The sequence below is a fragment of the Acinetobacter towneri genome (assembly GCF_017498585.1).
GTDB lineage: Bacteria > Pseudomonadota > Gammaproteobacteria > Pseudomonadales > Moraxellaceae > Acinetobacter > Acinetobacter towneri.
Window position 1 is genome coordinate 1,006,405 of record NZ_CP071766.1, and the last position, 19,787, is coordinate 1,026,191.

General features: G+C 43.8%; 13 protein-coding genes, 2 tRNA genes and 3 rRNA genes. 14 read left to right on the forward strand and 4 right to left on the reverse strand.

What is annotated here, in order from left to right; translation table 11 throughout:
- Nucleotides 1-31: 31 nt before the first annotated feature.
- The gene (miaB, locus tag J4G44_RS04740; RefSeq protein ID WP_207973895.1) at nucleotides 32-1,486 is read right to left on the reverse strand and encodes a tRNA (N6-isopentenyl adenosine(37)-C2)-methylthiotransferase MiaB; all 1,455 of its coding nucleotides are present in this window, start codon (nucleotides 1,484-1,486) and stop codon (nucleotides 32-34) included.
- Between the two features lie 358 nt (nucleotides 1,487-1,844).
- Between miaB and J4G44_RS04745 the strand changes: the two genes are divergently transcribed.
- The 6 genes from J4G44_RS04745 to J4G44_RS04770 all read left to right on the forward strand — a co-directional run bounded on the left by J4G44_RS04745 (nucleotide 1,845) and on the right by J4G44_RS04770 (nucleotide 8,021).
- Entirely contained in the window at nucleotides 1,845-3,731 is a 1,887-nt protein-coding gene (locus J4G44_RS04745; protein ID WP_179988513.1) for a lytic transglycosylase domain-containing protein, read from the forward strand.
- A gap of 106 nt (nucleotides 3,732-3,837) precedes the next feature.
- Nucleotides 3,838-4,485: a ribonuclease T2 family protein gene (locus J4G44_RS04750; RefSeq protein ID WP_179988453.1), complete on the forward strand. Its 648-nt coding sequence runs from the start codon at nucleotides 3,838-3,840 to the stop codon at nucleotides 4,483-4,485.
- A gap of 204 nt (nucleotides 4,486-4,689) precedes the next feature.
- Nucleotides 4,690-5,676, forward strand: coding sequence for a malate dehydrogenase (locus J4G44_RS04755; protein ID WP_019836931.1), 987 nt, complete (start codon nucleotides 4,690-4,692; stop codon nucleotides 5,674-5,676).
- A gap of 236 nt (nucleotides 5,677-5,912) precedes the next feature.
- On the forward strand, nucleotides 5,913-7,130 hold the full coding sequence (locus J4G44_RS04760; RefSeq protein ID WP_207973948.1) for a YeeE/YedE family protein: 1,218 nt from the start codon (nucleotides 5,913-5,915) through the stop codon (nucleotides 7,128-7,130).
- Between the two features lie 205 nt (nucleotides 7,131-7,335).
- Nucleotides 7,336-7,584 (forward strand): DUF2789 family protein, encoded by a 249-nt coding sequence (locus J4G44_RS04765; protein WP_096901745.1) that lies wholly within the window; start codon nucleotides 7,336-7,338, stop codon nucleotides 7,582-7,584.
- A 179-nt stretch (nucleotides 7,585-7,763) separates the two neighbouring features.
- Nucleotides 7,764-8,021, forward strand: a complete 258-nt coding sequence (locus J4G44_RS04770) for a DUF2789 family protein (protein WP_026438086.1) — start codon at nucleotides 7,764-7,766, stop codon at nucleotides 8,019-8,021.
- Nucleotides 8,022-8,083: 62 nt separating this feature from the next.
- Here the strand turns inward: J4G44_RS04770 and J4G44_RS04775 are convergent, their stop codons facing one another.
- Both J4G44_RS04775 and J4G44_RS04780 read right to left on the reverse strand, forming a co-directional pair.
- Nucleotides 8,084-8,611, reverse strand: coding sequence for a hypothetical protein (locus J4G44_RS04775; RefSeq protein WP_019836939.1), 528 nt, complete (start codon nucleotides 8,609-8,611; stop codon nucleotides 8,084-8,086).
- An 85-nt stretch (nucleotides 8,612-8,696) separates the two neighbouring features.
- Nucleotides 8,697-9,299: a 2OG-Fe(II) oxygenase gene (locus J4G44_RS04780; protein WP_207973896.1), complete on the reverse strand. Its 603-nt coding sequence runs from the start codon at nucleotides 9,297-9,299 to the stop codon at nucleotides 8,697-8,699.
- Between the two features lie 116 nt (nucleotides 9,300-9,415).
- Here J4G44_RS04780 and J4G44_RS04785 point away from each other — a divergent pair, with 116 nt between their 5' ends.
- From J4G44_RS04785 to rrf, 8 genes are all read left to right on the forward strand, one after another.
- A complete protein-coding gene (locus J4G44_RS04785) occupies nucleotides 9,416-10,273 on the forward strand; it encodes a 23S rRNA (adenine(2030)-N(6))-methyltransferase RlmJ (protein ID WP_026438537.1) in 858 nt (285 codons plus the stop codon).
- Between the two features lie 43 nt (nucleotides 10,274-10,316).
- The gene (gene pssA, locus J4G44_RS04790) at nucleotides 10,317-11,141 is read left to right on the forward strand and encodes a CDP-diacylglycerol--serine O-phosphatidyltransferase (RefSeq protein ID WP_004976213.1); all 825 of its coding nucleotides are present in this window, start codon (nucleotides 10,317-10,319) and stop codon (nucleotides 11,139-11,141) included.
- A gap of 40 nt (nucleotides 11,142-11,181) precedes the next feature.
- Nucleotides 11,182-12,264 carry a DUF6670 family protein gene (locus J4G44_RS04795; protein WP_104853049.1) on the forward strand — a complete coding sequence of 361 codons (1,083 nt, stop codon included), beginning with the start codon at nucleotides 11,182-11,184 and terminating at the stop codon, nucleotides 12,262-12,264.
- A 458-nt stretch (nucleotides 12,265-12,722) separates the two neighbouring features.
- Nucleotides 12,723-14,257 (forward strand): 16S ribosomal RNA (locus J4G44_RS04800).
- 59 nt (nucleotides 14,258-14,316) lie between these two features.
- A tRNA-Ile gene (locus tag J4G44_RS04805) sits at nucleotides 14,317-14,393 on the forward strand.
- A 112-nt stretch (nucleotides 14,394-14,505) separates the two neighbouring features.
- Nucleotides 14,506-14,581 (forward strand) — tRNA-Ala (locus J4G44_RS04810).
- A gap of 473 nt (nucleotides 14,582-15,054) precedes the next feature.
- Nucleotides 15,055-17,943 (forward strand): 23S ribosomal RNA (locus J4G44_RS04815).
- Nucleotides 17,944-18,134: 191 nt separating this feature from the next.
- A 5S ribosomal RNA gene (rrf, locus tag J4G44_RS04820) occupies nucleotides 18,135-18,249 on the forward strand.
- Together the 16S, 23S and 5S rRNA genes with 2 tRNA genes alongside form the textbook arrangement of a ribosomal RNA operon.
- 147 nt (nucleotides 18,250-18,396) lie before the next feature.
- Here rrf and J4G44_RS04825 read toward each other — a convergent pair.
- On the reverse strand, nucleotides 18,397-19,776 hold the full coding sequence (locus J4G44_RS04825) for a dihydrolipoyl dehydrogenase (RefSeq protein WP_180006141.1): 1,380 nt from the start codon (nucleotides 19,774-19,776) through the stop codon (nucleotides 18,397-18,399).
- Between the last annotated feature and the right edge of the window lie 11 nt (nucleotides 19,777-19,787).

Consider the following 19,787-nt stretch of genomic DNA (forward strand, 5'->3'; position numbering starts at 1 on the left):
CTTAATCTGTTATTGGACTTTAGCTCCTACATTACGCCACGTCAGGCTCAAGATTCAAGAGTTCACCGTAAACTAAATTCAAAGTTTTAATCTCGGTAATCTCAATCTCCGCAAAGCGTCCGACCCAAGCAGGGTCACCAATAAATGTTACTAAACGTGTATTGTCGGCCGTACCCACTAAAATGTTCGGGTCTTTGTCGGAAACATTTTCAATTAGGACACGTTGTACCGTGCCAAGCATGGCATCGGTCTTATCAATACTAGATTGTTTGATCCATTGTTGAACTTTGGCTAAACGTTCTTTTTTCACATCTTCAGGTGTGGTGTCTTCAAGTTCAGATGCAGGCGTACCTGGACGTTTTGAATAGATGAAACTGTACGAGTGGTCAAAATCCATATCTTGAATAAACTGATAAGTTTCTTCAAAGTTTTGATCGGTTTCACCCGGGAAGCCAATAATAAAGTCGCTAGATAAGTGCATGTCTGGGCGTACTTTACGTAACTTGGCAATCTTGTCGATATACACATCAATGGTGTGGTTACGTTTCATGGCTTGTAACACATCATTCGAACCACTTTGCACAGGCAAGTGTAAATGCGACACCATTTGCGGTAAATCACGGTAGCATTGAATCAAATCATCATCAAATTCAAGCGGATGTGATGTGGTGTAGCGAATTCGTCCAATGCCAGGTACTTCGGCAACCAAACGCAGTAAATCGGCAAAAGTACAAATTTTACCGTCAAAAGTTTCACCGCGATAGCCATTTACGTTTTGACCGAGCAAGCTAATTTCACGCACGCCTTTTTCGGCCAAAGTCGCAATTTCAGCTAAGACATCATCTAAAGGACGTGAAACTTCTTCACCGCGCGTGTAAGGCACTACGCAGAAAGAACAGTATTTTGAACAGCCTTCCATAATCGACACAAAAGCTTTAAACCCTTCAACACGCGGTTCAGGTAAAAAGTCGAATTTTTCGATGTCTGGGAAAGAAATATCCACCAGTTTGATTTTTTCTTTCTTTGGTTTTTCAACTTGATCGTGGTGCTGATCAAGCATTTGTGGCAAACGGTGCAAGGTTTGTGGGCCAAAAATCATATCCACATACGGTGCGCGTTTTTGAATGTTGTCGCCTTCTTGAGAAGCCACGCAACCGCCTACACCAATGACCAAATCAGGATTTTTTTCTTTAAGCTTGCGCCAACGTCCTAATTCAGAAAATACTTTTTCTTGGGCTTTTTCACGAATTGAACAGGTGTTCATGAGCAAAATATCGGCATCGGCAGGGTTGCTGGTCAGCACATAGCCGTGCGAGTCGCCCAAAAGGTCTGCCATACGGTGACTGTCATACTCATTCATCTGACACCCTTGCGTTTCGATATACAGTTTTTTAACTGAACCGTCGGCTGGGGTGTGCTGTGGCTGGGTAACAGTGTTTTCTGAGGCAGCTTGGGCACCATTCGGGATGAAGGTTTGAACCGTCATGTAGGCTCCTAAGAGATAATTCACGAGTTCGTTTATAAAAATAAACGGAATAGATAAAACAGAGGGGCGTATTTTAGCAGGAATTCAAGATAAACTGACAGCCTTTAATCCGTGCATCACATACTTGAAATGTGAAGCAAAATTGTTGGAAGATTGATTTCAAGATTAATAGTGTCTAATCATAAGGTTACATAACAGAACACAACTTGGGTTCTAGACTAATTAAACTAAGCTGAATGATTGGATGCGGATCTCGAGGCAGAAGTAAATGACTGAAGGCAAGCGAATGCTGCAAATGATGAAACAAAATAATAAATTAACGAAAAAGCTTGTGCTAAGTCTGGTTTCGCTTGCCGTGATGACGGGTACGCATGCCGCAAATGAACAGTTTAATGATGCACTGCGTGCAGCCAATTCAGGTGATGTCGATTTATTGCAGCAGTATCAATATGCCATGCAAAATGATGTTTTGGGCTACTATCCTGAATACTGGGCATTGAACACCAATTTGGGCATGCAACCTGCCAGTGCAATTGTTCAGTTTGCACAGCGCCATCCACAATCAGCGATGGCAGAAAAACTCGCAGCCGATTACATCGAAGAAAAAGTGAAACAGGCCGATTTTAGCAGTGCACAACCTGTGCTTGCCTATGTGAGTAATGCTGATCAGGCCGAAAGCTGTGCCATGGCACAAGTTCGTACCCGTTCGGGTGATCCTTTGGTGGTCGCGGAATTTAAAGATGTTTGGTTGACCACGAACTCACAACCTGAATCTTGTACAGGTCTAGGTCGAATGATGCTCTCTAGTCCAATTATGACTCAGCAAGATAAACAGCAACGCTTATGGGCACAATTGCGTGCAGGGCAGTCAGGGCTCGCTTTAGCGACTGCGCAAAGTTTAGGTATGAATATCAGTTTGGCACAATTGAACAGCATTCAAGCCAATCCACTGAATTATTTGTGGTCTGCGCCTAAAGCAAGCAACGAAGACCATGCCTATCTTATTTATGCGATCGGACGTTTAGCCGATAGCGATTTAGACTCGGCACTTTCTTCACTAAAACGCAGTGCAGAAGGTGCGCCAGAATCGGTACAAAAAGCCTTGTATCGTGCTGTGGGATATATTGGCGGCACTACAGTCATGAAAAACAATTTTAAGCGTGAAGTGTTAAGTGCCTTAGACGCCAGTTATGGCTTACCTTTTAGTCCCGAAGAAGCAGAAATTTATGCCCGTCAGGCGATTCGTTTTGGCGCATGGGAAAGTGTGATTCGTGCTGTAGACAGCATGAGTGTGACTCAAAAACAGGAAGATCGTTGGCAATATTGGTTGGCACGTGCTTCAGAACAACGCAATGATGCAGCGTCGAAACGTAGTGCACAAAATATTTATAAAAAATTGGCGCAGGGTGATGATTATCACAACTTGTTGGCAAAAGATCGTCTTGGGCAAACCTACAACACGATTCCTGCGAATACGCAACCAAGTACCAATGACTTACAGCGTTTGAATCAAGATATTCACTTTAACCGTGCCTTTACTTTGCGTGAAATTAATGCACCTGCCAATTATGTCAACCGTGAATGGAACTGGGCGGTACGTCAGGCGTATTTAAGACAGGATGATGGTTTGATTTTAGCAGCGGCTAAGCGTGCAACCGATATGGGTTGGTATGATCGTGCCATTTATGCAGCAGATCGTACTGTGAATAAGCACAACTATAGTTACCGTTATGCTATGCCACATCGTAATTATGTTGTGAGCCACAGTCAAAATGCAGGTATTGACCCTGCTTGGGCTTATGGTTTGATGCGTCAAGAAAGCCGTTTTAATACTACTGCACGTTCGCATGTAGGTGCAGGTGGACTCATGCAAATTATGCCAGACACGGCACGTTTGGTTGCACGACAAATGGGTGAAACTTATAATCCTGCTGCACTCAGTGACATGAATACCAACATCCGCTACGGTACATTTTATTTGTCGACCATTCAGCGACAATTAAGCAATAGCCCTGTGCTGGCCACAGCAGGATACAACGCTGGGCCAAATCGTGCACGCCGTTGGCAGCCAGAGTTTCAGCAAATTGCGGCAGACCAATATACTGAAAGCATTCCTTTGTTGGAAACACGTGACTATGTCAAGCATGTCATGACCAATGCCACGCACTATGGTGTGCTGTTGGGGCAGGGTGGACAATCAATGAGTAGCCGTATGCAACATATTCCATCTCGGAATACACCTTAGGAAAATGTTACAAGTGATACAGTTAGATGATCATGCGTGTTGATATATAGATGCGTGAGTCATTGGGTGTATAAGAATTTAGGGGGCTGAAGCATTGAAAATGTGGATGAGTACAGTTTTACAGCCAATTCAAGTGACATTGCTCGGTTTGAGTGGTACAGCTTTGGTTTTGTGTACGCAAAATACATTTTCTGCCCCCGTGCAAGGCTATGTGATGTCCGTGCAAATGACGCCCGCCGTGTGTTTAATCGATTCGAGCAAAAGCAAAAAGCGTAAATGTTTAGAAGGTTACTCACTGAATATTGAGGGTTTATATCCCGAAGTAGCCACGCGTGAATGTAGCACCCATTCATCGGCAAAGTTACCGCCGCTACAAGCGAAGGTAGTGGCGCGAGTCATGCCTGATGAAGCTGCACGGATACAATTGTGGCAAGGTATTGGCGGCTGTGTGCCCATGAATGCCAGTCAGTATTTTCGCATGATTATTAATAATGCAGATCGGATGAACGTGCCTTCGGTATTGACAGGCCAAGACACGCAGACGGTGCAATTGTCACAACTACGGAGTTTGTTTCTCAAGTCCAATTCAGGTATGTCATCAAAAAGCGTGCATTTTCAGTGCTCTAACCATCAAGGTAAAAGTTATTTAACTGAAATCAAAATTTGTTATAACACCGCAGGACGCTATAAGCAGTGCGGTGCAGCGATTGAATCAAATTGCCCGAATCAGTTTGTCATTAAAGGTTCTTACTAGTTTGCTAGGTGACTGTAATTTCTGAATTTTAAGCTTTTTGAGAAATTTTATTCATATTTTCTATCAGACTTTTGTGGAATTTGATGCGCTTTTGCATGCATCCGCTGAATGATTGGAGTACAATCTTTCGCGTTTATGATTATTAAGATTAGATAGAACAGCTATTTAATCGCATTGACTATCCTCTCAATTGGAGATAATTACATGAAGCAACCTGTTCGCGTTGCCGTTACTGGCGCTGCTGGTCAAATTGGTTACAGCCTATTATTCCGTATCGCTAGCGGTGAAATGTTGGGTAAAGACCAACCAGTTATCCTTCAATTATTAGAAGTTCCTTTTGAGAAAGCTCAAGCTGCGCTTAAAGGCGTAATGATGGAACTTGACGACTGTGCTTTCCCATTATTGGCTGGCATGATCGGTACTGATGATCCTAAAGTGGCATTTAAAGATGCTGACTACGCGTTATTGGTTGGTTCTCGTCCACGTGGTCCTGGTATGGAGCGTGCTGACCTTCTTAAAGTAAACGGTGAAATCTTTATTGGTCAAGGTCAAGCACTTAACGAAGTTGCTAGCCGTGATGTTAAAGTTCTAGTTGTGGGTAACCCAGCGAACACGAATGCTTACATCGCAATGAAATCTGCTCCAGATCTTCCAGCGAAAAACTTCACAGCAATGTTACGTCTTGACCACAACCGCGCGTTAACTCAACTTGCTCAAAAAGCTGGCGTTGCTGTTTCTGACATCAAAACAATGACAGTTTGGGGTAACCACTCTCCAACAATGTATGCTGACTACCGTTTTGCAACTGCAAATGGAGAAAGCTTAAAAGACAAAATCAACGATGCTGAATGGAACAAAGACGTATTCCTTCCTACAGTTGGTAAGCGTGGCGCTGCGATCATCGAAGCACGTGGTTTATCTTCTGCTGCATCTGCTGCAAACGCTGCAATTGACCACATGCGTGATTGGGCGCTTGGCACAAACGGCGAATGGGTAACTATGGGTATTCCTTCTGACGGTTCTTACGGTATTCCTGAAGGCGTAATGTTCGGTTTCCCTGTAACTTGCGAAAATGGCGAATACAAAATCGTTCAAGGTCTTGAAATCGACGAGTTCAGCCGTGAGCGTATCAACTTCACGTTAAACGAACTTGAAGAAGAACGCGCAGCAATTGCTGACATGATTAAATAATTTAATCTGCTAGATTAAGTTAAAACTCCTTCGGGAGTGATGCCAGTCAACCTAAAAGTTGACTGGCATTTTTTTTGCGCTTGATTTTATCTTTGCAATTAAAAGCCTATCATCAGCTAAGCTCATATTGCTTATCAAATATCAGAATGGATAAGCGACTATAAAATAGGTCGATTGACCTGCACGGTAGGGGAAATTGCTTAGAATACGCGGGTTTCCTTTTTCAAATCTTCTCTCTGTCATGTCAAGTTATTGTTGCAAGTGCCCATAGATCGAATGTTTCGGTTTGGGTGGCTTTTATCTTACTTGTTGTCGGTACTATCGGCGCCTATCAAATCGTGGGTCTAAATCAAGCACTGTTATTTTTAATTGGTGGTGCTTTGGGGATGACGTTGTATCACGCCTCTTTTGGTTTTACTTCTAGCTGGCGTGTGTTTATTAAAGAACGTCGTGGTCGTGGTTTGCGGGCTCAAATGATTATGCTGGGCTTGGCGGTGTTGTTGTTCTTTCCTGCTTTAGGTGCAGGTGAGTTGTTTGGCAATCCCGTCAAGGGCAATGTCAATCCTGTGTCGATGTCGGTCATGATTGGTGCTTTTATTTTTGGTATTGGCATGCAGTTGGGGGGTGGCTGTGCATCGGGTACGCTATACACGGTAGGCGGTGGCAGTGCGCGTATGTTGGTTACGCTATTTTTCTTCTGCTTAGGTTCACTGATTGCCACTTCGCATTTAGATTGGTGGTTTAATCTGCCGCATTTGGCGCCAATCTCGATTGTCGAAAGTTTTGGGGTGATTCCTGCACTTATTCTAAGCTTTGTTATTTTTGCTGTGATTGCTGCCGCAACCGTGTTTTTTGAAAAGAAACGTCATGGCAGTTTAGAAGTCGAGCCGCAAAGTCAGTACCATGGTTGGAAGCGTTTCCTCAAAGGTCCTTGGCCGTTAATTTGGGGTGGGCTTATTTTAACGCTGCTGAATTTTGCTACCTTGGTATTGGCTGGTCGTCCGTGGGGCGTGACTTCTGCGCTTGCAGTTTGGGCTGCAAAAGTTGCTGTTTTTGCGGGTGTAGATGTAAGCGCTTGGGATTATTGGCAGCAGTCAGGCAATGCTAAAGCCCTAGCCAATTCACTTTGGCATGACATTACCTCGATGATGAATTTTGGCATCATGCTAGGTGCTTTGCTTGCAGCGAGTTTGGCAGGCAAGTTTGCGCCTAACTTTAATATTCCACGTCGCTCATTGGTTGCAGCAGTTGTTGGCGGTCTATTACTTGGCTATGGCGCACGTTTAGCATACGGTTGTAATATCGGTGCTTACTTTAGCGGTATTGCATCAGGAAGCGTGCATGGTTGGTTGTGGTTGGTATTTGCCTTTATGGGGAATGCAATTGGCGTAAAACTGCGCCCAATCTTCTTTCCAAATGAAAAGCCACAGCCTGAAAAACTAACAGGTTGCTAACTTTTAATTTAAGTAGATGAAAGCCAGTCGGTTTACATTGACTGGCTTTTTTGTTGCCTGTCATCGTGTTAAGAATATTGAGTGGGATGCTTTAGGTATATCGCATCGTACAAAAAATAACATGCTGCAACTCGGCTGCTGCTGAATTGCGGCTCGAAGCAGGTTAAGGTCATTAAAAGTACAAGACGAATCAAAGGAGGATGCCATGTTTGACCAACAACCGACTTTAGAACTGTTATTTCAACAATTGGGTCTAGATGCTGACGATGCAGCAATTGATCAATTTATTCGTGAGCATCAATTGCCTGCAGAAACCAAATTACACTGTGCCGAGTTTTGGACGGAAGGGCAGCGCCAATTTTTGCAAAGCCATTGGAAAAAAGATGATGATTGGGCCATTGTGATTGAAACCTTAAATGAGCAATTACATAGTGATCAACATCCGAGTGTTTAATCGGTATTTAAGTTAAAAGTTTTTAAGTTAAATCAAATACTTTTCATCTAAAAAGCGCCAGTAAACTGCGTGCTCACAAAAAGATACAACAAACCCAGTCGGAAGACTGGGTTTTTTATACAAAGTGTTATAAGTTAGTTGAATAAGGAATTACAACGAAACTAATAAAAGGGGGCAAGGTGCTCATGCAAAATACTCCATCATTAGCCATGTTATTCAGCCAACTCGGTTTAGCCAGCAGCCCTGCAGCCATTGAACTGTATGTACGTACGCATCAATTACCTGCACATATTAATTTACATGAAGCGCCGTTTTGGAATAAATCACAACGTGAATTTTTAATCAGTCATTTGGTACAAGACGATGATTGGGCCATTTGGATTGATGAACTCAATCAACAATTGCATTTAGATGCTTATCGTTTACAAGCTGTTTAGGTTTAAGTCATCGTCATATTTAATATGTTTTCATTAAAAACGCCTCAGAACGAGGCGTTTTTTTAATGCATTCTGCTTTTGAGAATTTGTTTAAACCAGACTTCGGTTTGATAGGCGTTAAAGGCAGGGTGAATTTGTAAGAGTTCCAAATCAAATTCGGCAGTTTTACTGTACTTGCCTAACCAGTGGCGACACAGTGCACTTTCATTTTTACTGGCGCTGGCATAAGCCAAGAAAAAGAAAATATCTCCATGTGCATAATGAGTCATGGCTTTTAAAATTTGTTGGGTAATTAAGGCGTATTTTGCATCGCGGGTCAGCTCAAAATACATCATATAGGCTTTGGCCAAATGCAAAGACAAATTGATATATAACGTCACTGGCATTTCTTCAAATTCAACCCGACCTTGTTCTAACAGCACAATGGCTTCTTGCAAAAAGTAAATCTGTTCTTGGCGTAACTCGCTCAAACTCACCAATTGTAAGCGTAAATCGGCACGTTCTAATGCCAATTCAGGCGTATTACCTTGTAAAAAAAGTTGGTCGGTTTCCCCAATACGTTGAATAAGCTGTTGAGTCGAGTTGCGCATGGGTGAATTCCTGATAGCAATATTTGCTCTACATCGGGGCAAATTTACAGTTTTAAAGCCAATAATTTAAAAAAGCGGTCTATCTTTACCAAAGTTGGTTGCCGCTGCGTAGCCATGCAGTAATAGAAAGTCGTTGCTGTGTCGCAGGCAAAACTTCATGCAATAAATCACTTTGGAAAATTGCAATCCGATTTGGGCGTGGTTCTATAATTTGCCATGCTCCATGTTTGTCTTGTAAACGTAGTTGTCCACCCCAATCTGTCTGCCATTCAGGGTGTAAATAATAGACAGCAGAAATCACCCGATCATTTTTTTGTTGTGGGTTATCGCGGTGCAAGGCATAAAAAGAACCTGCTTGGTAGCTGGCAAAATGCGCTTCGACCTCACGAATACCCAAATAAAACGCCTGATTGAATTGCTCAGCTAAGGCTAAAAGCGTTTGGGTATGTTGATGGGCTGTGCTTAAGTTTTCATGAATCCATAAAATATGATCGCTACGAATATTGCTGACCACACCATTTTGAATGGCGGCTTCACGAAATTGATCTAAATTTTGACTACACTCTAGCAGCAATTGTTGTTGATATTCGGGTGAATAAGCATCATCAATTATTGCAAAACTATGTTGATCCAAATCTTCAAGAATTCGATCAATATTCCAAGATTTTGGAAGCAGTGTGGCGTCCATAAAATAGATACTCAGACAAAATGCAAGACAAGCTGATTATTTTAGAGGAATACAAGCTCCTGAATGAAACTTTTTTTCATGCTAAAATGTCGGTTGATTTTAGGAATGAACCAAACATGAATTATCGTCACCATTTCCATGCGGGCAACTTTGCCGATGTCATGAAGCATGTTTTATTGCTGCAAATTCTGACACGTTTAAATGCCAAAGATAAACCTTATCGCTATGTCGATACACATGGCGGTGCGGGTAAATATGACTTATCTTTAGCACCTGCACAAAAATCGGGCGAATTTTTAAATGGTATTCATCGTTTAGTGAAACTAGATGATTCAATCAAACGTCAGGCACCAGAAGGCGTACAGCAGTATTTAAAACTGGTTGAAGCAATGCGTGAAACGGATGGGCAAGGTGCATATCCCGGTTCGCCATGGTTTGCTTTACAAGGTATGCGTGACATCGACAAAGCAACTATTTTTGAAATGCAGCGCGATGTATTCCAGCAATTGCGTCATAACATTCGTGACAAACGCGCAGGTTTACATGAGCGTGATGCTTACGAAGGTTTATTGGGCGTCATTCCACCAAAAGAAAAACGCGGTTTGGTGATGATTGATCCACCGTATGAATTGGAACGTAAAGATTTCCCTCAGTTGGTTGAATTATTGGCAGCTGCACATAAAAAATGGCCAACAGGCGTATTTGCGGTGTGGTATCCAATTAAAGACCGCGCCATGATTGAACGTTTTGAAAAGAAAATGTTTAAAACAGGTATTCGCCGTCAACTCATTTGTGAAATTTGTGTGTGGCCTGACGATACTCCTGTGGGCTTAAACGGTTGTGGTTTATTGGTGATTAATCCACCATGGAAATTCTCTGAAGATGCAGATGAAGCCCTGCAATGGTTGTTCCCGCACTTGCGTATGCAAGAACATGGTGGACATGCTGCAGTGCGTTGGTTAGTTGGCGAATAAAAAATTTAAATAGACGTTCAGGTTACAGTTAGGACACAAAATAATGACAAACACATCCAAACCCGAAGGAGAATATAGTTCCCGTGATCTTGAGCATGACGGAATTACATTTGAAGTGGTGGAAGAAGAACATACCCGTGAAGGGCAAAAGGTGAAACGTCGTGGTATCTATCTGTGGCCAAACCTGATTACCACGGCAGCCTTGCTGTCGGGTTTTTACTCCATTATTGCCAGTATGAATGGTGAATTTAGCCAAGCGATTTATGCCATTTTTCTAGCAGCATTGTTTGATGGTTTAGATGGTCGTGTGGCACGTGCGATTGGTGCGCAAAGTCCATTTGGCGAACAGTTTGATTCATTATCCGATATGCTCGCCTTTGGTGTTGCACCTGCGATTTTGATGTATAGCTGGAGTTTGCATGATTTAGGTCGTATCGGCTTGGCGGCTTGCTTTGTTTATACGGCTTGTGCCGCATTCCGTTTGGCGCGTTTTAATGTGCAAATTGGTGTGGTCGATAAACGCTACTTTATTGGTGTTGCAAGTCCTTTGGCTGCGCTGATTATCGTGTCGCTGGTTTGGGTAGGACGGGATTTTCCTGAACTGTATGATATTCGTGAAATTGGTCTACAAATCCTCAATGCTGTGATTATTATTGCAGTAGGATTGTTGATGATTTCCAATATTAAATATTATTCATTTAAAACCTTTGATCGTAAGCGTGTGCCGTTTTTTGTATTGCCAATCGCAGTATTTATCCTTGCAGCCATGACTTATAATATTCCTGTTGGAATTTTAGTGATTTCAATTATTTATGCACTTTCAGGTTTTGTGACCACTTTTATGGCAAGAAAAAATGCAGTGAGTTAATTAAGCTTTCATAAAAGCATCAACTCACAAGGAGTTTGATATGCAGCTGTTTCAAGATTTTCTCGATCGTTCCAAACAACTCAATCAAACTCCTGCGGCAACCGCCAAACTGCCTTATCACGCCCCAAAACATCATTATAAATTTATCTATCAGGGCTTAATTCTTCCTAATTTGCCTGCACCCTTACATTATCTCAACTTTATTGGTTTATTGGGCAGCCTAAATACCGCAATGCTGCGCCCTGAAAATGTGATTACAACCTCAGCTTTAGACACAGCCAGTATTCTTTGTAGTAGCAGCCCACACATGGTGGGGCAGTCCAATCATTATTCAATACAACATGATTGCGTATTTACTGCAGAGTATTTTCAGTTTGCCAATAAAGAGCGCATTACTGGACACTTTCCGCAATTTCATATTCAACGTGAAGATAGCGAACTTAGCTTTGATTTAAAGATCACCACAAGCTCTACAATTTCATATTTCACTAAATTGCGAATGAATTTGGCAGAACATTGGTCTTTGCTGTGTCAGTGTCAGGGAAGTGTACGCTATAAAGATCAGCATTTTCAAATTGAGCAATTGGGTAGTTTTGAGTTTGCCCGCTCAATCCAGTTTCCTTATTTCGCTGTGGCATTTTTTTGCTATCAAGTGATTAATCTGAATCATCAGCAACAAATGATATTGCTACAAAGTCGTGATGTGTTGAATCGAATTTTGCAATCTCGAATCTATCTGCGAAATGCGAACACGGAGCAAACTCGGGTATTTGATGGGCAAGTACAATTTAATATTCAACGGGTTTATCCAAAAGTAAAAACGCCAACAGGTCAGTGTATGTATTTGCCACGTGAGTTTGAATGGCGTTATCAAGATGAAGATGGCACCTCAATTCATTTACAGGCGCAGAGTCGTGGTGATTTTAAATTTGGGGCTGCAGCAGGTTATGTCGGAAGTTTTCAATATCAGTTGGCTATAAATGGAGATCAACAACAAGGAGAAGGAGGCTATTGTGAATATATCGACTGCCGCGCACTGAAATGGCAGGAACATGATCAGCCAGAAAAAATGCCAGATGTAGTTATGAATCCTGAACCTTTTATGATCAAGAAAAAGAAATAAACAGTATTTTGTGGAAAAGTGAAGTATTTTGCTGAATAAATAACCGTTCGGACTAAAAAACTTATAAAACTTAAAAAGAGGGGTTGCAAGGCGAAATATTTCACCTATAATGCACATCCATCGGCGGTGATGAAGATTAAAACTTCTGATAAAACAATGACTTGGTTAAGAATGATTGAGTTGGGTTTTAGAAAGAAAGTTTAAAATAATTTGAATTACCAGTTGACACTTTAGAAATAAAGCGTAATATAGCCGACCTAGCTTGATGCTGACGAAGCATCGAGAAGATCATTAAGAGATTATGAAGAACAACTTGTGTGGATTTTTACTGATTGATCGATCGAACATATTTCATTGATTGATTGGTTTAAATTACTCGAAGTTTATTTGAGCGAAATTTAAGTCAGAAAATTGATGAGCCAGATTTGGAAGTTTAGATTAAAACTTCAAAATGATTTTAACTGAAGAGTTTGATCATGGCTCAGATTGAACGCTGGCGGCAGGCTTAACACATGCAAGTCGAGCGGGCGAGGTTGCTTCGGTAACTGAGCTAGCGGCGGACGGGTGAGTAAAGCTTAGGAATCTGCCTATTAGTGGGGGACAACATTCCGAAAGGGATGCTAATACCGCATACGTCCTACGGGAGAAAGCAGGGGCTCTTTATGACCTTGCGCTAATAGATGAGCCTAAGTCGGATTAGCTAGTTGGTGGGGTAAAGGCCTACCAAGGCGACGATCTGTAGCGGGTCTGAGAGGATGATCCGCCACACTGGGACTGAGACACGGCCCGCTCCTACGGGAGGCAGCAGTGGGGAATATTGGACAATGGGGGGAACCCTGATCCAGCCATGCCGCGTGTGTGAAGAAGGCCTTTTGGTTGTAAAGCACTTTAAGTGGGGAGGAGGCTTACCTGGTTAATACCTGGGCTAAGTGGACGTTACCCACAGAATAAGCACCGGCTAACTCTGTGCCAGCAGCCGCGGTAATACAGAGGGTGCGAGCGTTAATCGGATTTACTGGGCGTAAAGCGCGCGTAGGTGGTTAATTAAGTCAAATGTGAAATCCCCGAGCTTAACTTGGGAATTGCATTCGATACTGGTTAGCTAGAGTATGGGAGAGGATGGTAGAATTCCAGGTGTAGCGGTGAAATGCGTAGAGATCTGGAGGAATACCGATGGCGAAGGCAGCCATCTGGCCTAATACTGACACTGAGGTGCGAAAGCATGGGGAGCAAACAGGATTAGATACCCTGGTAGTCCATGCCGTAAACGATGTCTACTAGCCGTTGGGGGATTTGATCCTTTAGTGGCGCAGCTAACGCGATAAGTAGACCGCCTGGGAGTACGGTCGCAAGACTAAAACTCAAATGAATTGACGGGGCCCGCACAAGCGGTGGAGCATGTGGTTTAATTCGATGCAACGCGAAGAACCTTACCTGGCCTTGACATAGTAGAGACTTTCCGAGAGATGGAAAGGTGCCTTCGGGAATCTACATACAGGTGCTGCATGGCTGTCGTCAGCTCGTGTCGTGAGATGTTGGGTTAAGTCCCGCAACGAGCGCAACCCTTTTCCTTACTTGCCAGCATTTCGGATGGGAACTTTAAGGATACTGCCAGTGACAAACTGGAGGAAGGCGGGGACGACGTCAAGTCATCATGGCCCTTACGGCCAGGGCTACACACGTGCTACAATGGTCGGTACAAAGGGTTGCTACCTCGCGAGAGGATGCTAATCTCAAAAAGCCGATCGTAGTCCGGATCGCAGTCTGCAACTCGACTGCGTGAAGTCGGAATCGCTAGTAATCGCGGATCAGAATGCCGCGGTGAATACGTTCCCGGGCCTTGTACACACCGCCCGTCACACCATGGGAGTTTGTTGCACCAGAAGTAGGTAGTCTAACCGCAAGGAGGACGCTTACCACGGTGTGGCCGATGACTGGGGTGAAGTCGTAACAAGGTAGCCGTAGGGGAACCTGCGGCTGGATCACCTCCTTAACGAAAGATTGACGATTGGTAAGAATCCACAACAAGTTGTTCTTCATTGATGTATCTGAGGGTCTGTAGCTCAGTTGGTTAGAGCACACGCTTGATAAGCGTGGGGTCACAAGTTCAAGTCTTGTCAGACCCACCATGAGCGAGGGGCAGCGAAACATGTTTCGCCCGAGCGCAAGACGAGAGCTATGCTCGAGTTAAGCATTCGCCTTAACACAGTTTACGATACATCGAATCACAGATGATAAGCTGGGGACTTAGCTTAGTTGGTAGAGCGCCTGCTTTGCACGCAGGAGGTCAGGAGTTCGACTCTCCTAGTCTCCACCAAATTTTAAGATCAGAAAAGCACTGCTTTTCCTTAAAATTTAAGCAAACAGCTATGCTGTGCGCAGGCACACATATACTGGAGCTTTAAGCTAAAGATTGCAGAACTTAATAAAAGATCGAATGATTAGATTTGATGGTTTATTAAGTTCTGTGATTTAAATATCACAGTATTTAGTGCGGTCTGACGAAGACGCATTAATTCATTAACAGATTGGCAAAAATTGAGTCTGAAATAAATTGTTCAACTCATTTAATTCAAGATTGACAGTAATACTTCGGTGTTACGGTTTAATTACGAATTGAAATGAGAACTAGCAAATTAACTGAATCAAGCGTTTTGGTATATGAATCTAATTGAAGCTGTACAGTGCTTAAGTGCACAAGACATCAAACTGTGAATTAAATAAATATTTTATATTTATTTAATTGTCTTAATCCTACTTGTAGGGATTAACGACTGTTTGGGGTTGTATAGTCAAGTAATTAAGTGCATGTGGTGGATGCCTTGGCAGTCAGAGGCGATGAAAGACGTGATAGCCTGCGAAAAGCTCCGGGGAGGCGGCAAATATCCTTTGATCCGGAGATTTCTGAATGGAAACCCACCTACCTTAAGGTAGGTATCGTATGATGAATACATAGTCATACGAAGCGAACGCGGGAAGTGAAACATCTCAGTACCCGTAGGAAAAGAAATCAATTGAGATTCCCTCAGTAGCGGCGAGCGAAAGGGGAAAAGCCCATTAAGTTATGTGTGTTTTAGTGGAATGCTCTGGGAAGTGCAACCATAGTGGGTGATAGTCCTGTACACGAAAGGGCACACATAATGATGACGAGTAGGGCGAGGCACGTGAAACCTTGTCTGAATATGGGGGGACCATCCTCCAAGGCTAAATACTCCTGACTGACCGATAGTGAACCAGTACCGTGAGGGAAAGGCGAAAAGAACCCCTGTGAGGGGAGTGAAATAGATCCTGAAACCGCATGCATACAAGCAGTGGGAGCCACTTCGTGTGGTGACTGCGTACCTTTTGTATAATGGGTCAGCGACTTATATTCAGTAGCAAGGTTAACCGAATAGGGGAGCCGTAGAGAAATCGAGTCTTAATAGGGCGTATAGTTGCTGGGTATAGACCCGAAACCGGGTGATCTATCCATGAGCAGGTTGAAGGTTGGGTAACACTAACTGGAGGACCGAACCCACTGTCGTTGAAAAGCCAGGGGATGACTTGTGGATAGGGGTGAAAGGCTAATCAAACTCGGTGATAGCTGGTTCTCCCCGAAAGCTATTTAGGTAGCGCCTCGGACGAATACCATTGGGGGTAGAGCACTGTTTCGGCTAGGGGGTCATCCCGACTTACCAAACCGATGCAAACTCCGAATACCAATGAGTACTATCCGGGAGACAGACTGCGGGTGCTAACGTCCGTAGTCAAGAGGAAAACAATCCAGACCGCCAGCTAAGGCCCCAAAATCATAGTTAAGTGGGAAACGATGTGGGAAGGCATAGACAGCTAGGAGGTTGGCTTAGAAGCAGCCACCCTTTAAAGAAAGCGTAATAGCTCACTAGTCGAGTCGGCCTGCGCGGAAGATGTAACGGGGCTAAAACTATGTGCCGAAGCTGCGGATGTATACATTGTATACGTGGTAGGGGAGCGTTCTGTAAGCCGAAGAAGGTGGATTGAGAAGTCTGCTGGAGGTATCAGAAGTGCGAATGCTGACGTGAGTAACGACAAAACGGGTGAAAAACCCGTTCGCTGAAAGACCAAGGGTTCCAGTCCAACGTTAATCGGGGCTGGGTGAGTCGACCCCTAAGGCGAGGCCGAGAGGCGTAGTCGATGGGAAATTGGTTAATATTCCAATACTTCAGTGTAATGCGATGAGAGGACGGAGAAGGTTAAGTCAGCCTGGCGTTGGTTGTCCAGGTGAAAGGAAGTAGGCATGCATCTTAGGCAAATCCGGGGTGCTCTATGCTGAGATCTGATAGCAAGCTGTACTTGTACAGTGAAGTGGCTGATACCCTGCTTCCAGGAAAAGTCTCTAAGCTTCAGTTACACTGGAATCGTACCCGAAACCGACACAGGTGGTCAGGTCGAGTAGACCAAAGCGCTTGAGAGAACTCTGCTGAAGGAACTAGGCAAAATGGTACCGTAACTTCGGGAGAAGGTACGCTGTTGATGGTGATAGGACTCGCTCCTTGAGCTGTCGACAGCCTCAGAAACCAGGCCGCTGCAACTGTTTATTAAAAACATAGCACTCTGCAAACACGAAAGTGGACGTATAGGGTGTGATGCCTGCCCGGTGCTGGAAGGTTAATTGATGGGGTTAGCGTAAGCGAAGCTCTTGATCGAAGCCCCAGTAAACGGCGGCCGTAACTATAACGGTCCTAAGGTAGCGAAATTCCTTGTCGGGTAAGTTCCGACCTGCACGAATGGCATAATGATGGCGGCGCTGTCTCCAGCAGAGGCTCAGTGAAATCGAATTCGCCGTGAAGATGCGGTGTACCCGCGGCTAGACGGAAAGACCCCGTGAACCTTTACTGCAGCTTGACATTGAACTTTGACCTTACTTGTGTAGGATAGGTGGGAGGCTTTGAAACTTGGACGCTAGTCCGAGTGGAGCCGTCCTGAAATACCACCCTGGTAATGTTGAGGTTCTAACTCTGTCCCGTTATCCGGGACGAGGACCATGTCTGGTGGGTAGTTTGACTGGGGCGGTCTCCTCCTAAAGAGTAACGGAGGAGTACGAAGGTGCGCTCAGCGTGGTCGGAAATCACGCGTAGAGTATAAAGGCAAAAGCGCGCTTAACTGCGAGACCCACAAGTCGAGCAGGTACGAAAGTAGGTCTTAGTGATCCGGTGGTTCTGTATGGAAGGGCCATCGCTCAACGGATAAAAGGTACTCTGGGGATAACAGGCTGATACCGCCCAAGAGTTCATATCGACGGCGGTGTTTGGCACCTCGATGTCGGCTCATCTCATCCTGGGGCTGAAGCAGGTCCCAAGGGTATGGCTGTTCGCCATTTAAAGAGGTACGCGAGCTGGGTTTAGAACGTCGTGAGACAGTTCGGTCCCTATCTACCGTGGGCGCTGGAAATTTGAGAGGATCTGCTCCTAGTACGAGAGGACCAGAGTGGACGAACCTCTCGTGTACCGGTTGTGACGCCAGTCGCATCGCCGGGTAGCTATGTTCGGAAGGGATAACCGCTGAAAGCATCTAAGCGGGAAGCCTACCTCAAGATAAGATTTCCCCGAGGCTTTATGCCTCCTAAAGAGCCGTTGAAGACTACGACGTTGATAGGTTGGATGTGGAAGCATAGCGATATGTGAAGCTGACCAATACTAATTGCTCGTGAGGCTTGACTATACAACACCCAAACAGTTGGGGTTGTATGCTCAATCGATTCAAATCCAATCAGTCAATTCAGACTGATCTTGATTTAGTTAACGCTAAACAATAAAATTCAGACCCAATACAGCCCAATCTGTTACAGATTCGGAAAACGCAGTGCATCACAGTCGTGAATAAGACCAATGCAAGTCTCCGTAAACAGTTGTGCTGGCGACCATAGCAAGAGTGAACCACCTGATCCCTTCCCGAACTCAGAAGTGAAACCTCTTCGCGCTGATGGTAGTGTGGGGTTACCCATGTGAGAGTAAGTCATCGCCAGCTCATTATTCTAAACACCCTCAACTAGCGTTGGGGGTGTTTTTTTATGCATGAAAGAAAAGTAGAAAAAGAAAGGAAAATATAAAAAATGAAGCAAAATAAAACCATCAGGGGATGGTTTTAAAGAGTAAGCATACTTTCTAAATTTGATTAGATTTCACGTAGTTGTCGACGTGCATGTTTAAGTGCTGTTCTTAAACCCTCTTCTAGTGTTGGATGGTAGAACGGTTTATCTAAAATATCCTCAAGTGTGAGTTCTTCATCAATCATCCAAGCCAATAAGTGCGCCATGTGCTCAGCAGCATCCACAAATAATTCAGCACCTAATAACTTTTGACTTTTATTATTAATATAAACTTCAATCGCACCTTTATTTTTTCCCAGCACCAAAGCGCGACCTTGTTTTTCATAAGAAACAAAGCCTGTCGTAAATGCAATATTTTGCTCTTTCAGTTGTTTATAGTTTTGTCCTACAGATGCCATTTCAGGTGAGCTAAACACAATGCCCATGGGTGTTAATGTTTTTATATTTTCAATGTTTGGAAAGCTTAAACAATTATGCACGGCTGCACGCCCTTCATGTGCTGCTTCATGTTGAATGGGAGTATTCGTGTGTGCATCACCCACAATAAAAATAGCATGCTGTCCGAGTTGTTTGGTATGAGGATCAATTGGGAGTTGTTTGATGTTGTTGAAACTTGTATCAATATTTTCAAGATGAAGCTGATCTAAATAGCTGCGTCTACCCGTAGCAACCAATACATAATCGGCAGTTAAGCTTTGTATTTGTCCATTTTCTTGATATTCAATTTTCACGCCTTGTTCTGTTTTTTGTAGTTGTGTAGGCAAGGTTTCAAATTTGATATTCAATTCTCGACTGAGTGTATCTTGTGCAATGGTTTGTAGTTCTGGGCTGCGGAGTGAACCAACTTTACGACTACGGGCAAAAATAGTGGTATCTACCCCTAAGTGTTGCATAGCTTGAGCCAATTCGATTGCAATTACACCACTGCCAATGACGGCCAAAGATTGGGGTAAGTTCTCTAATTCAAAGATTTGATCTGATGTGATTAAGCGTTCGCCTAATTTTTCTTTCCATGCTTGCTCATAAGCAGGAGTAGAACCGACTGCAATAATAAAAGCTTTTGCCTGATATTGCTGTCCATTCACTTGAATTGTATGGGCATCTATAAAAGTCGCAAAACCTGAAATCTTATGGGATGCTTCCCAACGATCTACATCTTTTTGTGTGGCACGGGTAAAACGATCACGTAATTGGCGTACGTGCGTCATGATTTGGGATGTATCAATTTTTGCATCTACCGTGAGTGCAACTTCTTGTGCATGTTGTATGTCGTGCATGCGATTGGCACTAGAGATGAGAACTTTGCTGGGCATACAACCAACGCGGGCACAGGTGGTGTCCCATGGACCGTGATTGATGATGAGTAGGTTTTGGGTGTATTTAATCGCTTCTTTATAGGCGCTAATGCCTGCGGTGCCTGCACCAATAATAATGAGGTCGTACATTTGTGAGCTAC